Raw genomic sequence first — 16,568 nt, 5'->3', positions numbered from 1 at the left:
TTTCTGCAACAAAAGATATCACCCTTCACAGTTTAAGAGGACGTGTGATTACATCTGTAAGCGATCGAACCGGTTATATCACAACTTCAGATTCCGACTTAAACCGTTTCGTAGAAAATACCATTTGGAGTGAAATGGGTAATTATCTGTCTATTCCCATAGACTGCCCCCAGCGTAATGAGCGTGCAGGATGGACAGGAGATGCGCAGTTGTTTGCCCAGTCAGCAACACTAAACTTCGATGTAAATGCATTCCTGGAAAATTATATTGATATCATGAATGATTATGCAGAAAACTCCAACAATTTCTATGCAGATGTTATGCCAAAGAATCGTGCTGTGGACAGTAAATACTGTGGATGGAGCGATGCAGGAATTATTATTCCATGGGTAATGTATCAGCAGACAGGTGATATCAGCTTTATTGAGAACAGCTATGATCAGATGGACGCTTATATGGCAGCTGGTGAATACAATACGATGCTTTACGGTGACTGGCTGGCTTACTGTGGCACCAGGCTGCCTGTTATGAACGTGGTATATGAGATTTATGACTGTGTTCTGATGGAGAAGATGTCTCAGCTTACCGGCAGAGCAGATAAAGCAGAGCAGTACAGAGGAAAATATGAAGAACTGAAGGAATCATTTATTGCAACTTATGTAGATGAAAATTACAATCTTCTGACAGATAATAAGGACGACTTCGTATTACCGTTTGCAAAGCCAAAAATGTCGGCTGACAATGCCCAGACAGGTCTTCTGTGGGCACTGAAGCTGAACCTTTACACTAACGATGAAATGAGAGATGCGTTTATCAAAAATCTTCTCATTAACATAGAAAACAAAGACGGCAAGATTCGTCCGGGTCAGGATGAAGATACACTGTCTGTTGGTTTTCTGGGAGTAAACGTAATCCTCCCGATCCTGACGGATCTTGGATATGGCGATGTAGCTTACACATTAATGCTGCAGGATACAGACCCATCCTGGCTGTACGCAGTGAAAAATGGTGCAACAACCACCTGGGAGAGATGGAATTCTTATTCTGTAAAAGACGGATATGGTGACAGCTCCATGAACTCCTTCAACCACTACTCATACGGTGCCAGCGTAGAATGGATGTATAATTATATGGCTGGTATTAAGAGTGACGAAGCAAATCCGGGTTATAAACATTTTATTCTGCAGCCGACTGCAGATCCTGAGGGACGTATCGACTTTGTAAATGGTTCCTACGACTCTATGTATGGTACCATTGAAAGCCTGTGGACCTCGGATCAGGGAGAAATGAATTCTTATACAGCAGTAGTACCCGCTAATACAACCGCTACCTTATATCTGAATCTGGATAAAAATCAGGTGGAAAGCCTCGCACTGCCGGAGGGCGCAGTTTACGCAGGAAGAGAGACGAGAAACGGAGCTGACTGTGCGAAATTTGAGCTGGAAGCAGGAAGCTACAGCTTTGAGATCCAGTCCAAATCAAATGCGGCAGTGATCGCTGCACAGGAAGCGCAGAAGGCGGCAGAAGAAGCCCGTATGGCAGCAGAGGAAGCCCGGGCAGCGGCAGAGGAAGCACAGACATCAGCGGAGACAGCACAGAAATTAGCAGAGGAAGCACAAAAGAAAGCAGAAAATGCGGTGCAGACATCCGGAGAGAACAGTGCAGCTGCAGCATTGGCAAAAGTTGCGGCAGAACAGGCTAAGAAGGATGCAGAGACAGCAAAAGGACTGGCAGAGACAGCTCAAACTGCAGCAGAGAATGCAAAAACCATGGCAGAGGATGCCCAGAGGGCTGCAGAGGATGCCATGAATGGATCCATAGATGCCCAGAAGAAGGCAGAGGAAGCACGTGATGCAGCATTACAGGCAAAAAATACGGCAGTAGAATCTAAAAATGCAGCAGACAAGGCAGTAGAGTCCGCAGAGGCTCAGGTGAAGCTGGCTGAAGCGGCGAAAGATGCAGCTATTGCAGCTAAGGAAGATGCTGTGAAGGCTCAGGCAAAAGCAGAGGAAGCCCGAAAAATTGCAGAGGCAAAGGCAGCAGAAGCAGAAAAAGCTCTGGGAGAAGCGCGTCAACTGAAAAAAGAAATGGAAAACCTCCTGGCGAAGACAAAATTTGAAGATGTAAAGGCAACTATTAAAACAGCCAGTAGTTCAAAGAAAAAACAAGCAAAGATCACCTGGAAGAGGGTAAAGGGCGCAGATGGATATCAAATCCAATATGCTGTTAAGTCTAACTTCAAGGGAAAGAAAACGCTTACTGTGAAGGGTACAAGAGCTTCGGTAAAGACAATTAAAAAGCTTAAGAGCAAAAAGACGTACTTTGTGCGTATAAGAGCTTATAAGACAATTGACGGAAAGAAGGTTTACACCAATTACAGCGCAAAGAAGCAAGTGAAAGTGAAATAATACCTTCTATATAATTAATACTCTCCATAATGATTGGCTTCCATATTGTAAGGGAATCACAAAATCTAAGGGAAGCACAAAATTAAAGAGAATTAAAAAATCTAAAGAAATCACAAAATCTAAGGAAGCGGAGGAAAAATAGATCCTCCGCTTTTTTCAATTCTAATTTCCCATAGCCGCCTCTAATTTTAGATAGACTGATTTTGTTTTACTGCTTTCTTTCGTATTAAGAAATACGGTATACTGATCCGTCTTAATTTTGATAACAGGCGTGCAGCCACGGTAGTAATACATTTTACATTGCCCGTATTCCTTGTATTTAAAATTCCCCAAAAAGTATTGCTGCGCGTTCACACCATTATTTTTGTAGTAAGATCCCTGCGGAGCCTGGTCGGTTAACTCTATTTCCTGCACTTCGGATAATGGAAACTGTATATCATATTCCGCAGCCGTAATGAATACAGTTTCTCCCTTAATCTGCAGATCGAAGGGAATAAAATCAAACCGCAGAAATACTATACTCAGCCAGATACAAAGAACTGCAGTGAAAACATAAAGGCCGCCTGTAATAACTCTGGCAGCAGGCCGCGCCATGTTAAACGAAAGATTAGATCCGTAGCGGCAGGGAGCAATCAGGCTGTTGTCGTTGGGATTGTTGTATGACCCCGTTTTCCAGTAGTCATCCTCATCAACCATCAGAGGTTCCTTATCGGAAGAAAGCAGTAAAATTCTCTGTTTACGTACGTAAGATGCACTATACAGCAGGATTAAGATACACAGGGACTGTATCAGGATGTAAGCTGTGAAGAGAAAGGTGCTTTGAAAACGGTCTGACAGGATAATCCAGTCCAGCACCAGGAAAGACAGAGAATCGATGATGGCAATCAGAATCCAGCATATGGACCAGCAGCGTTTTGTCATTTTGTTGCAGGCCATGTTAAGGTCTGAGTCTTTGCTATAGGTGACAGTTCTTCTTTTGGCAAAGGCGTTGTATAAAATAAGAAAAAGAATTTTCAGCAAAAATGGCAGCAGAAAAAGAAAAAAGCCATCGAGACCTGATTGGAAATAGGAAAGTCCTCCGGGATATAAAAGCGGAATCATACAGATGAGAAATGCAGGAACAAACCACCAGGCGGTTACTGGCATTTTGTCTTTTGCTGCACTTACACGGGAGTCAATGACTGCTATATGAAGTTTTTCACCGCTAAACCAATTCTTTTCCTTTTTCATATTATAAAGCTGTAAAAAGTACTTTTTATAGAGGTACATACAGCCGCCCATGTAATAAACACACCACAGTATATACAGAATCAAAAATACCGACATGTAGGAGAACCATAATATAATAAAAATGGGAATATGAAGTAATGCTCCGATCAAGGAATGAAGATTCAGTGCTTTTTTAAAAGCGGATACAATTGCCATAACTTCAACAGACTGCGCTTCGTATGCAGGCAGTGTTACACCCAGCAGCAGATTCCCGTTATATTTTGCAGCAGACTTATAGGTGAAATGGCAGGCAGCCAGAATTGTAATACTGCAAAATAATATAATAATTGTCATCATCATAGTGCGCTCCCTTCACATGCAGTCACATGCATTTCGTCAAACATCCGGCTGCAAATATCCATAAATTCTGCTTTACCATAGCCTTTTAATGCAGCCTGGGCGCTTAGCAGCTCCAGTTCATAAGTCAGTTTTTCTTCAAATTCCTGATTCATATCCAGGCAGGATGACACCTTGGCACCGTGCCTGCGGTCAATTTCAATATAGCCTTCCTGTTTTAATATCTGATACGTTTTATTTACCGTCATAGTGTTGACCCCCGCATCCTGTGCAAGCTGGCGGACAGTGGGAAGGGATTCACCAATTTTAAGGTGTCCTTTCCCGATACCCATTACGATTTGATTGCGCAGCTGGACATAGATGGGGACAGAGCTGGAAAAGTCTAATGTTATAAGCATGTGAACCCTCCTTTGTTATTTTACTCATACGGTTTCTATATACGATTATGTATTATTTGTATTATAATATATAATACAAATAGAATCAAGTATTTGTGTAAGATAATAAAAAGTTCACAGGTTTTACATTGAATTTAGAAAATGCCTGTGTTACAATTCAGTTTAAAATAGTAATAAAATATCAATAATCAGGAGGAATTTAGCATGGGATTTTTTGCAAGAAAAGATGATGACGACGATGAAAACGTAGAACTTGAAGGTGCAGAGGCATTCTCCTATATGCTGGATGATGTGCTGGATAATATAAATGATTTAGATGAAATTACGCTGGATGCAGGAGCGCTGGAGATGATCAGTGAGCGTGCGCATAAAAATTAAATGGAAAGGATGTTATGCAGACTTTTAAACACGCTTTCAGACACGCTATTGTAAATTTAAGCGATATGAATTGCTGTACAAGCCTGTAATACAATTGGATAAAATGATAAAAGAAGTATGTGTGGAAAATTACACGGATATACCAAATGCAATTAAAAATGGAGGTAACCGCATAGAACTCTGTGATAATCTGGCAGAGGGGGGGACCACCGTAAGCCTGGGTGTAATGGAGGCGGCGATAAATCTGGGAAAAGAAAAAAATATTCCTGTTATGTGTATCATCAGACCCAGAAAAGGAAATTTTCACTATAATGACGTAGAATTAAAGATGATGTTAAGGGATATAGAAATTGCAAAAGAAGCCGGGGCAGCAGGTATTGTAATTGGTGCGCTGACAGAAGACTGCTGGCTGGATGAGGAAATGCTGGAAGTATTGCTGGCTGAAGCAGAAGGCCTTCTGGTGACCTTCCATATGGCATTTGACCAGATTCCTTATGATCTTCAGCCAAAAGCCATTGACTGGCTTTGCGCACATCATGTGGACAGGATTCTGACCCATGGTGGAAAAGGCGGCACCAAAATCGGGGACAATGTGGATAACTTAAAAAGACTGCTGGATTATGCAGGGGAAAGAATTATTATCATGCCGGGCGGCGGAGTTACCAGCGCAAATGTAGAAGAACTGCATCAGAAGCTGGGATTTAAAGAAATTCATGGAACAAAGATAGTAGATATTATATAAGAAACAGGCATGAAAAATATATGAAAAAGCGGTGGTTTGACTGTTATCAGTGAAACTACCGCTTTTTTGCTGTACAGGATTCTTTATATAAGTAATTATAATAGACGACTATTGGTGCAGGATATATCATTACCGCTGCTTCTGGCCATGGGGGGTATCGGTCACTTTACATACCTTGCGGTCGTAGGTGAACAATCCGTTGGCCTCTTCTTCTACATCTGAGACCTGTGTATAAACTGCGGCGCAGAGTCCTTCTTTATTGGCTTCTTTGATTTCCTTCATGACGTCATAAAACTTACGGGTAAACTCATCGGTGTCCTTGCATTTTAAATAACCAAATACCTGCTGTGAATAGGAATGTTCCGGTATATGGCAGATATAACCGCCATACTCAGATAATACAAAAGGCCTGCTGTCCAGCGCTGCCTTGATGGGGCGGAAGTAGTTGTGAACGCTTTTGATATCACCACAGTGCTGGTCATACCAGCCGCTTGCATGATCTACCGGACGGGTATTGTCCAGAGAGTGAATAAGATTTGTGACCTTTACGGCATCAAATTGTCCCCATCCTTCGTTAAAAGCAGTCCACAGACCAATACAGGGGCAGTTATAGAGATGCCGGACTGTGGATTTGCATTCCCGCAGCCAGAGTTTCTTTCCTTTTGCATCACAGCGTGAAAACAGTTTATAATGGCTGTCTTTAAAATGTGCGGTTACAAAAGGAAGAAGTGTGGGCAGGTAGCACAAAAAAGTGAGATAAGAGCGTCCGCCTCCATTTACGATGTCCTGCCAGACAATCATTCCCAGACGGTCACAGTGGTAGTACCAGCGCAGGGGTTCTATTTTAATATGCTTGCGGATCATATTAAATCCCAGATCCTTCATAGACTGTATGTCGAAGATCATGGCATCGTCAGAAGGGGGCGTGTACAAGCCGTCGGGCCAGTAGCCCTGATCCAGGACCCCGTTTTGAAAATAAGGCTGATTGTTCAGGCAGAGTCTGGGAATTCCCTTAGAATCCGTACGGGCAGAAAATTTGCGCATTGCGAAGTAACTGCATATGCTGTCACTTCCGGCTGTAATTGTAAGATCGTATAGGAAAGGTGACTCCGGTGACCATGGACGAAGATCACGGATGGGAATAGAAAGTATGCCTGACGTTGTTTGCCCGGAGTACACTTCTCTGCCATCTGCGTACACTTCAATTTTCTTTTCGCAGGAAGAGTCCTCCTTCATTGTAATTTCCACGATAGCGGAAGATTCATCAAACAGCGGCGTAATGCTTAACTCTGTTATATAATTTTCGGGCACCCATTCCATCCACACCGTCTGCCAGATTCCGCTCTGCGGAGTATAGAACATACCGCCCGGACGTAAGGTCTGCTTTCCGCGGCTTTGAAAGGAAGTATCCGTTTCATCCTGTACTCTTACCGTAATTGTATTTACACCCTGGCGCAGATAGGGTGTGAGTTCTGCTGAAAATGGAAGATAGCCACCCCGATGGCTGCATACAAATTTTTTATTGCACCAGACAGCACAGGTCTGGTCCACTGCACCAAAATGGAGTATAAGCCGTTTATCCGGATACCGGGAGGGAAAGTCCTCCAAATCAAAACTTTTTTCATACCACAGATATTCATCAGGCAATAGCATATGGTTTACCTGGGAAAGGCTTGCTTCCGGGGAAAAAGGCACCAGAATCTGATCCTTTATGTTGCCGGGATATTTCTTTTCTTTCGTAATCCGGTAATTCCAATAGCCATTCAAATTAATCCAGGCATTCCTCTTAAGCTGTGGACGTGGATATTCCTCTAATACGTGCTCCGGGTCAAGCTGTTCGCCCCAAACGGTAGTTATTTTTTTTGGTGTTTCTTTTCGTTTAAAAAGCTGCAGAGAAGAAACTGCATCTATCAGATTCATGAAAACATCCCCTTTATTTAGTAAATTGATATGTTAGATTATAGCACAAAAAAGTATGTGCAGACATCTTTTTAAAATTTTGGAAAGAAAGGAGATATAGTCACTTTTTTTCAGACTTCCTCCGGACTCAGATCCGTGTATCCCATCTTTCACAAAATACATTTTCGTTGTAACGTCCTTTGAATTCTGATATTCCCATCATTTTTTCTATTGCTGCATTTATGGCTTCATCTGAGTTGAGATAGGCATTGATATATGTTTTTGCCATAGGAACGTCAATCAGGTGATTGGTAAAGCCAAGGGATAAAAAGACCGTAGGTATTTCCGAGACATACCAGGGCTGGTCGCAGGGATTAGCCCATTTAATGCGCATGGTATTATACTGTGCAAAACCAACCACATTCATCACAACCAGGCAGGCATCATATTTACTCTTGAAATCTTCCATTTTACCCTTTTGGGGAGGAGTTTCCCCGTCTGCCTCAAAACCTTTGGATTCTAATATCCGGATCAGATTCTTCTTAATCTCATCGCTGTTATCAGCAGTTAATTTCCCGGCAATTACCGTACCTTCACCTGATATAAATACCAGCTTTATCCGCTTGTATTTGTCAGGTGTTACGGGGAGATAGTGCCCGGTATCCTTTACCAGAGTAACAAATTTGTCCGCCGCCAGTACCGCGGCCCTGTGGTGTTCTTCGCTTCCTACAACAGAAATTCCATCTTGTGGAGGTACCAGAGAACCGCAGGCCTGACGTTTGTGCAGTCCCAGTGCGGCCTTAATACCTAAAATGCGGTGGAGTGCGTCGTTCATCCGGTCTTCGGTAATAATGCCTTTGCGGTAACCCTCCAGCATGTAGCCAAAGTCTTCTTCCATATCGTTGAAGAACAGATACATATCACAGCCTGCGGCAATTGCTCCCGGTACCTGTTCCCGGCGGGGCATTGCTGCATACATGCCAATCATGTGTGAGGCATCGGTTACCACAAGCCCGTTAAATCCTAATTTATCTTTTAACAGTCCGTTAATCAGTTCAGGAGCCAGTGTTGCCGGGAGAATATCTTTATCCTGCATGGAGGGACACAGTTTTTTGCTGTAGGCAGGGAGGGCAATATGTCCTGCCATTATGGTCATAACGCCATCATCTATCAATGTTTTATAGACTTTTCCATAAGTCTCATCCCATTCTTCACAGGTCATATTGTTAATGCCCATTAACAGATGCTGGTCATTTTCCTCCGTACCATCGCCTGGAAAATGCTTACAGCAGGTAGCGATATTCTGTGTTCTGGTACCTTTGTGGAACGCTCTGGCATACCGGATGGTGTCATCAGGGCTGTTGTTAAATGCTCGAAGCTGTACAATGGTATTCCTCCAGTTATAGAGAAGATCCACAATGGGCGCAAAATTCCAGTTGCAGCCAATAGCTGTGCTCTCCAGGGCGCCAATCTTTGCCACCTCATAGGCAAGTTCTTCATCATCGGCAGCTGCAACGGCAGCACCGTTTGCAATGGCGGTACCTCCATCAACACCCCCGTTACCGCCGGCCTCGCAGTTGGAGGCAATCAGGAGTGGAATCTTTGTGTTTTCCTGGAGGACTTTATTCTGCTCATAGATTTCTTCTTTTGAAGCATTGTGATACCGGATTGCACCTACATGATAGCGGTTCAGAACTTCTTTTAATGCTGACGGATCACGGTCAGTAACCATATTTACAAAAAGTTGTCCGGTTTTTTCTTCATCCGTCATATTTTGTATTGTTTCTTCTACCCAGCGGATGTCTTCTTCGGATAGATAATAAGGCTTTTCTTTTAAGTTTACCATTTGCTCCTCCTATTATTCAGATAGATTATCGTAGAAAGCTTTTAAAAGTGACTGCTGGTATTTTCCCTGATAGGTGCCGTCCAGAAATTTCGGAAGGGCTGTATGAAGGAATGTTTCCCAGGATTTTTGCTCCAGCCGCACCAGAATGGGAAAATACAGAACTCCGTTATCCAGTGCAGCGTCAGCGTCACCGGGGGCATCGCCAATCATAATGATGTTTTCCGGTGAATAGCCTTTTTGGCATAGCTCTTTAATGCAGTGGGTTTTTGTGCCGGCATCCTGTGCCAGAACCAGGTCAGTATGTTCAATCAAATTGTATCTGGACCATTCATCCTCAACGGCTTTTCGGTTTGCAGAAGAGACAACGGCGATATCTGCCCACGAATGGGCAGCTGCCAGAGCCCGGTTAACACCTGCAAAGGGTTTTATCTGCTCCCGTGGCAGTTTGGCAATTGCCTGATTCACGGCGTGTGACCAGGCATATGCCTTTTTTAGAATCGGGCTGTTATTCTCATTTATTGCATTTGCCAGTGAACGGTTGGACAGTTCACTGGCTTCCTCCACCCACCGGACAAGAGCATCTATATTTTCAACCCGGGTATAAGAGGTGTTTACCTCCTGAAGCATTTTGCTAAGACCCTTAAAACGGTTAATGCCTCTTGTCACGGTATAGAGGTTTATCTGATTCCAGCGCCTGAGCAGTTCTGCTCTAAAAGGGGTAAGATTCCACTCGGCTATCATACAGGGACCAAAACATGCGGTATGCTTGATATCCATAGTGTCCATAGCGCATCCGTCAGAATCCACACATACCAGATAGTCCTTGCTTTTTTGAAATCCACTGTTCATTTCTGTATAAACCATGGTAGCTCCTTGTCTGCCTGTAATATCAGGCATTTGTATTTTGAGATCTGCGTTCCTCCAGGATACGGCTGTTTTCCAGCACTTTCTTTTTTGTTAACGGATACCAGAACAGCAGAATCAGTCCCACAATGAGATAGCATACAGCGGGGGCAAGAGTTGCCACGGAATAGATGTTATTAACTACACTGGTGGTTTGAACTACGGTTTCCCCTCCAACAGATGACTGATATCCGATTGCAGCCAGTGTCCATCCGCCCAGTCCGCCGGCAAGCGCCTGCCCTATTTTTCTGGCAAAGGAATATACAGCGTATACGGTTCCGTCATCACGGCTTCCGGACCGGACTTCCTGATAATCAATAATATCGGTGATAAATGCCCAGATCATCAGATTGAATAATCCGGTACCCAGGTTTCCGAGGGCAATGAAGACACAGAAGAACCAGGGATTGGTAAAACGGACAAAGAACATAATAAAATACATTACAGCGGCAAACAATACAGCAATGGAAGAAGCTTCTTTTTTCCCAAAGCGTTTAATGATTTTTGTGGAAAAGGGCGCAAGTACCAAAGTGGCGGCAGCGTTAAAGAAACCTGCAACGGACATGGCTGATTTATTTTTAAAGTAATCCATAAACAGATAAGTGTTCATGCTCTGTGCAAGCAGCATCGAAAGCAGAAGTACAATAGCGGCACCAATAATGGCAAGGAGGCTTTTATTACGAGCTAGTGCAGTGACAGTCTTTGCAAAACCAACCTTTTCCTTTTTCTCAGATGAGATTACAACACGTTCATTGGTCAGTTTATAACAGAGAATATAGCAAATGAGTGCAGCAACAGCGAATACACAGGCAATAATGAAGAAACGCTGCGGTATTACAACCTGGTTACCGGATGCATCGTACTGGTAAACAATAAGTGGAACGCCAACGCTTACGATAATGTTTGCCAGGGCGGCACCCACACTTCTAAAAGTAGATAAAGCGCTGCGCTCCAGGGGATCAGAAGTAAGTGCGGATGCCATGGAGCCATATGGGATGTTAATGGCGGTATAGCAAATGCTTCCCCATAAAATATATGTGATGTAGATATAGACCAGACGGGCACCATAGGGAAGTGAAGCAATCCATGGAACAAACAGCAGTGTACCGGCAATTACTACAGGAATACACATTCTCCGTATCCAGGGTCGGAATTTCCCGTCTTTAGCAGGCAGCAGGATATCTACGAGACGTCCCATGCTGATATCAGTAAAAGCATCTATAAAGCGGGCTACCAGGAACAATGTACCAACTGCTCCTGCGCCAATGCCAAGTACCTTGGTGTAGAACACCATCAGAAAACTACTGGCAAATATGAAAAAGAAGTCATTTCCAAAATCTCCGAACATATATCCGATTTTATCTTTTAATCCAAATTTCTGCGTCATATCAAAACCCCCTGTTTCCTTTCTGTTATATAATTTATAAGATACTTTTATAGTTCACGGGAAGATTCTCCCACCTTTTTTTGAAAACATACGCAACAGCTTTTGGCTGCCGGTTTCTTGTAAAAATACCTTTTTTGTTTCCGTTTACCCTCATAATGCCTTCTGTAGTCTGAAAGTCTGCAAAATTCCAGACCTGCTCGCCCTTTACAAAATCATAAGAATCAAAGACTTCAAACTGCATACGCAGATATTCTTCCTGATATTCTTCACTCCACATTACGCTTGGAAGCTTGTGGATTCCCGCCATTGTATCCGCACCGAATTCTGTAAAGAGGAAGGGTTTGTTTAAACCAAGTTCCTGCCATTGGTCCATTTCCCGGATGAAAGCTTCCTTTGCCTCCATCATTTCGTAACCGCCCCGGTTGTACCAGCCATAATAGCGGTTAAGTGAAAGAATATCGGGGAAGGAATAGCATTTACATGCGTTGGGAGTAGAGTTCATGACCATTGCAAAAGTCCGGGGACGTTTCTGTGGATCCAGTTCTCTTGCCAAGTCGAAGATTTCTTTAAAATAAGGAACGGCAGATTCGCTGGTTGTCTCCGGCTCATTCATCAGACTCCAGGCAATTACACAGGCATGGTTCTTATCACGGGCAATAAGTTCGCTAAGAGCTGCCTTGTGATTTGCTTTTGTCTCGGTCTGCACAATTTCCCGGCTAAAAAACGCTGTCTGTTTTCCGGTGGATGCTTCCATAAAGTTCATCAGGCTTTCAAAGAATCCAACTGCAGCAACTTCATCAATAACCAGGAATCCTTCCCGGTCAGCCATCTGAATAATTTCTTCCGCATAGGGGTAGTGTGAGGTGCGGAATGAATTGGCGCCAATCCACTTCATCAGCTCAAAATCTCTTTTGACTACAGCGAGATTGAATCCCCTGCCATTGATTTCACTGTCTTCGTGTTTCCCAAATCCCTTTAAGTAAACAGGTTTGCTGTTGATCAGAATATCAGTGTCCTTCACCTCTATCGTACGAATACCTATTTCCTCTTCATACTCATCGGCAATCATCTCCTGATCCATTAATAAGATACGGAAAGTATACAGATAAGCATCTCTGACTTCCCAGAGCCGTACATTGGATATTCGAATGACACCTTTATCCCCGGATGCAGTTGCAACCAGTTTCCGGTTTTCGTCATATACCTGAATCAGTATCTCTTTGTCAGAGTCTGCGGTCACCTTATATTCCGTTATGGAGTCAGAACCTTCCAGGCTGTGTTTTACAGAAAAATCAACGATTTCATCTTTGGGTGTTACCACCAGACGTACTGGTCTCTGAAGTCCTGCATAGTTATAGAAGTCAAAAAAAGGCTTCGACATTTTTGTTCCATCTGAGAAAACCTTTGTCGATCCTGCAGGCAGAGTTGTATAGCTTAACTCGTTATTGAGGCAGACAACAACCCGGTTGGGTTCGTTCCACTTAACAACTTTATTTATTCTGGCGGTAAAGGGAAGAAAGCCACCTTCATGAGTTGCGATTTTTTCACCGTTTACAAAAACAACCGCACGATGGGTTGCACAGTCAAAACGGAGGCCGATATTTTTCCCCTCCCACTCTCCGGGAACAAATACCGAAGTTTCATACCAGAAGTCACCCGTATATTCTCTGGAATCTTTGTCTGTAAAAAAATCATTAAAACTTGCGGGTACAGGCATCTCCATGGTGCGTTTGGGATCAAGCCCATTTTTCCAGTTGTTTTTCAGTCCTTCCGATTCAGGATCAAAACAAAACTTCCAAAGGCCGTTCATATCGACGATCCTGCGCGTTCTGCTTGTTTTTGGATATAACATAGAATTCATATATATTTCCTCCTTCATGTGCAAATGTGCTCTGGTTCTTGCATATAAATTACCATAAATTCAGAAATTACCTAAGGATAATTTTTATTGAAATCCGTAAAATTTTTAGGTAAAATAAGTTTAAATATAAATTTGATACTTATATTGGGACAAGCGGTTAAAGGCTGCCGGGAATTTACCCTATAAAAAAGGAGAATCTTATGAACATAAAAGATGTACTGCAGTTTACAAAAAATATGATACGCGCAGCGGCAGGGGTTCCGGCGCAGCTGTTTGATCCCGCAGAGCAGGGCTGGGAAAGCACTGATCTCTCTCTTCGTAAAATGCTGGATCCGGATTTTGACTACGAAGCCTATTTCGGGAGATATACCGTATATATGGAAGAAAAAGTATTCTATTGTCTGTCGGATAACTTTTCGCTTTACTATATATTTATGAAGCTGCCTGAGGGGTCAGACTATCCCTATATAATCATTGGGCCATATCTCACCGAGAATCCGGATGAAGGGTTTTATACAAAAGTTATTGCCCAGAACCAATTGACCGGAAGTACCATGACAGCGCTTAAAAACTTTTATAATGTCCTTCAGATTGCAGATCATGCTAAGGTAATTTCCGCCTTACATATTCTGGCATCTTTTCTGTACCAGGAGGAAGAGGATTGCCGCATAGAATTTCTGGAAGACCAGGAGAAGGGTCAAAACATGGATTCCTTTGTTCCCGGACCGGATATGTATTTTTCCATCCATGTAATAAAAGAGAGGTATGATAAGGAAAATGAATTTTTAAAGGCGGTAAAAAAGGGAAATCAGGAGGAGGCGGTAATTGCCTACCATAATTTTTCCAGTTACCGGATATCCCAGCGCAACAAAGATCCGCTCAGAGACAGAAAAAATCTCTCCTTCGTTTTAAATACCCTCTTGAGGAAAGCATCAGAGACGAGTTACGTCCATCCCGTATATCTGGATGAAATCTCGCACCGGTATGCGCTGAAAATAGAATCAGCTATTTCAACGAAGCAGATTGAAAATATAAATCTGGAGATGATCAGAAAATACTGCATTCTGGTCAGAAATCAGTCCCTGAGAAACCATAGCCCGATTATCAGAAAGGCAATTGATTATATTAATCTGAATCTGAGCAGCCCTCTTGGATTAAAAGACATTGCAGCGCTGTTTAATGTCAATCCCAGTTACCTATCCTCCCTGTTCAAAAAAGAAACGGGAGGAACCCTTACAGATTATGTAAACAAACAGCGCATAGATGCCGCATTAAAGCTGTTAAATACCGGAGACATGCAGGTGCAGGATATCGCATACTACGTAGGAATCTCAGATGTTAATTATTTTTCCAAGCTTTTTAAGAAACAGGTAGGATACACCCCCAGCGGATACCGAAAAGCTATACAAAAAAACTGACTTTTCAAATTAACAGAAAATTATATATAATATACATAATTAACAGTGTCAATAAGCGTAAATATCATATTAAAAATTTATTGGAATTAATTTTGGAAATAGTGTTGACAAATAAAGTCTCGTGTGGTATTATAACCTCATCAACAAAACATGTACTTATAGATAAATCCAAAGGAGACGAGAAATCCTGGAACGATTATTTGAATAAGGCATGTAGTTGTTTTAAATATTAAAACTTGTTGAAATGTTAAGGAAGAGGAGGTCGAGTCCAGTGGACACAGTTTCTATAGTGTCAGTTCAATATGGTTGTGGTATGACAGTTGTTTCCTGCGAGAAAGACCTTTATCACATATAAAAGGATCCAAAGGAATCGGGTAGACGTCAGATAATCGGAGAGATTAGAAGTTGGAATTTATGGATAAAGAATATAAATTGTCACCATATTGAAGGATTTACCACATAGTAGTTCAAAGGTTTTTAACAACTGTGTGAAGAAACAGTTATTAAAAAATATCAGTAGTTTATATAATCAACGAAGATATATCAATACTTTAGATTATAAATAAGATATTATTTATAAGAATGTCTATTCTGATAAATCAATCCATTCATAATAAGGGTATTCATATATTTAGAGAACTTGTATAAGCGAACATATAGGAGATCAATATTTGCGAAAGATATAGTCGAAAGCTTTGAGTGAATAATTTCATATATTTAAATAATTTTTAAATATATCTCAAATAGAGATGCAGGAAATAAAAAGATGAACCTCCGATTTATAAAATATAAATTACAATTAAATAATGATAAAAGTTACCAATAGCCGTTATCCGCATGATAGCGGCTATTTTTTGTGAAAATATAATGAAATCATGGTTTTGGTTTTGACAACGAAAATCAGGTATGGTACACTTAAGGCAATTATGTAGAATACTATGCAGACCCAAACTAAGAGGTGAAAAATTTGGATAAATTTGAATATAATGCGAAGCTGGAAGAAATAACCAGACTGGCTGAACAGGAAGAATATGATGAAGCAGCTAAAATAGCAGACTCAATTGAGTGGAAACGTGTCAGAAATGTACGTACCTTATGCATGATTAGCGAAATATATGAAGCAAATGGACAATTGGAAGACAGCAAGCAGATCTTACTGCGTGCATACCGCCGTTCTCCAATGGTCAGAAGTATACTTTACCGTTTAACAGAAGTTGCAATTAAAATGCGGGAGTTTGACGAAGCTGTTGAATTCTATACCGAATTCGTGAATGCAGCACCAAATGATAACAGTAAATATGTTCTAAAATATAAATTATATAAGGGCAGAGGATCGTCTCTGGAGGAACAGATTGAGATCCTGGAAGAATATAAGCATAAGGAATACACGGAACAGTGGGCATATGAACTTGCAAAGTTGTACCACAAGGCCGGATTTGTTGAAAAATGTATTGAAGAGTGTGATGATATTACGCTTTGGTTCCACAATGGAAAATATGTGGTAAAGGCATTAGAGCTTAAGAGAAATTATGTTCCGCTGACTCCGGAACAGCAGACAATCTATGATAATCCCAGTGGAATTGTTGATATAAAGACGAAAGAAGAAACAGTGACAAAAGCAGTTCCTAAGTTAGAAAAGGAAATTCTGAAAGGGATGCCGGAGACACAAGAGGAAGCGTTGGCGGCTAATATAATTGCAGCTACGGAGCGGGAGATTGCAGCGTCTGTAGCAATGCATAAGCAAGAGTCAGACAACTATGGC

The 16,568-nt window shown here is 42.0% G+C and carries 11 protein-coding genes and 1 pseudogene; 5 read left to right on the top strand and 7 right to left on the bottom strand.

What is annotated here, in order from left to right:
• Window positions 1-2,408, top strand: a 2,408-nt coding sequence (locus tag RHS_RS32220; RefSeq protein WP_395023620.1) for an alpha-L-rhamnosidase C-terminal domain-containing protein, incomplete at its 5' end; no start/stop codon positions are given.
• Between the two features lie 162 nt (window positions 2,409-2,570).
• Here the strand turns inward: RHS_RS32220 and RHS_RS28020 are convergent.
• Both RHS_RS28020 and RHS_RS28015 read right to left on the bottom strand, forming a co-directional pair.
• Window positions 2,571-3,977 (bottom strand): PH domain-containing protein, encoded by a 1,407-nt coding sequence (locus RHS_RS28020; RefSeq protein ID WP_047835043.1) that lies wholly within the window; start codon window positions 3,975-3,977, stop codon window positions 2,571-2,573.
• Window positions 3,974-4,372 (bottom strand): GntR family transcriptional regulator, encoded by a 399-nt coding sequence (locus RHS_RS28015; RefSeq protein ID WP_027295343.1) that lies wholly within the window; start codon window positions 4,370-4,372, stop codon window positions 3,974-3,976. Before RHS_RS28015 ends, RHS_RS28020 begins: the two co-directional genes overlap by 4 nt.
• A gap of 204 nt (window positions 4,373-4,576) precedes the next feature.
• On the opposite strand from RHS_RS28015, the gene RHS_RS32215 reads away from it, so the two are divergent.
• Both RHS_RS32215 and RHS_RS28010 read left to right on the top strand, forming a co-directional pair.
• Entirely contained in the window at window positions 4,577-4,750 is a 174-nt protein-coding gene (locus tag RHS_RS32215; RefSeq protein WP_156042980.1) for a hypothetical protein, read from the top strand.
• A 103-nt stretch (window positions 4,751-4,853) separates the two neighbouring features.
• Window positions 4,854-5,492, top strand: a complete 639-nt coding sequence (locus RHS_RS28010) for a copper homeostasis protein CutC (RefSeq protein ID WP_047835045.1) — start codon at window positions 4,854-4,856, stop codon at window positions 5,490-5,492.
• A gap of 129 nt (window positions 5,493-5,621) precedes the next feature.
• Here the strand turns inward: RHS_RS28010 and RHS_RS28005 are convergent, their stop codons facing one another.
• The 5 genes from RHS_RS28005 to uidA all read right to left on the bottom strand — a co-directional run bounded on the left by RHS_RS28005 (window position 5,622) and on the right by uidA (window position 13,388).
• Window positions 5,622-7,412 carry a glycoside hydrolase family 2 protein gene (locus RHS_RS28005; protein WP_047835042.1) on the bottom strand — a complete coding sequence of 597 codons (1,791 nt, stop codon included), beginning with the start codon at window positions 7,410-7,412 and terminating at the stop codon, window positions 5,622-5,624.
• Between the two features lie 127 nt (window positions 7,413-7,539).
• The gene (locus RHS_RS28000; protein ID WP_047835041.1) at window positions 7,540-9,237 is read right to left on the bottom strand and encodes a glycoside hydrolase family 3 protein; all 1,698 of its coding nucleotides are present in this window, start codon (window positions 9,235-9,237) and stop codon (window positions 7,540-7,542) included.
• Window positions 9,238-9,249: 12 nt separating this feature from the next.
• A complete protein-coding gene (locus tag RHS_RS27995; RefSeq protein ID WP_047835044.1) occupies window positions 9,250-10,101 on the bottom strand; it encodes an HAD hydrolase-like protein in 852 nt (283 codons plus the stop codon).
• A 25-nt stretch (window positions 10,102-10,126) separates the two neighbouring features.
• Window positions 10,127-11,527 carry an MFS transporter gene (locus RHS_RS27990; RefSeq protein WP_027295338.1) on the bottom strand — a complete coding sequence of 467 codons (1,401 nt, stop codon included), beginning with the start codon at window positions 11,525-11,527 and terminating at the stop codon, window positions 10,127-10,129.
• 34 nt (window positions 11,528-11,561) lie between these two features.
• Window positions 11,562-13,388, bottom strand: coding sequence for a beta-glucuronidase (uidA, locus tag RHS_RS27985; protein ID WP_395023619.1), 1,827 nt, complete (start codon window positions 13,386-13,388; stop codon window positions 11,562-11,564).
• 200 nt (window positions 13,389-13,588) lie between these two features.
• Here uidA and RHS_RS27980 point away from each other — a divergent pair, with 200 nt between their 5' ends.
• Window positions 13,589-14,806, top strand: a complete 1,218-nt coding sequence (locus RHS_RS27980) for an AraC family transcriptional regulator (RefSeq protein ID WP_047835039.1) — start codon at window positions 13,589-13,591, stop codon at window positions 14,804-14,806.
• 967 nt (window positions 14,807-15,773) lie between these two features.
• Window positions 15,774-16,568, top strand: a pseudogene (locus tag RHS_RS27975) (tetratricopeptide repeat protein); the annotation flags it as partial.

It is taken from the genome of Robinsoniella sp. RHS (genome assembly GCF_001029355.1).
Lineage (GTDB): Bacteria > Bacillota > Clostridia > Lachnospirales > Lachnospiraceae > Robinsoniella > Robinsoniella peoriensis.
Note: the sequence above shows the minus strand (reverse complement) of the source record. Positions and strands in the feature narration are given on the sequence as shown.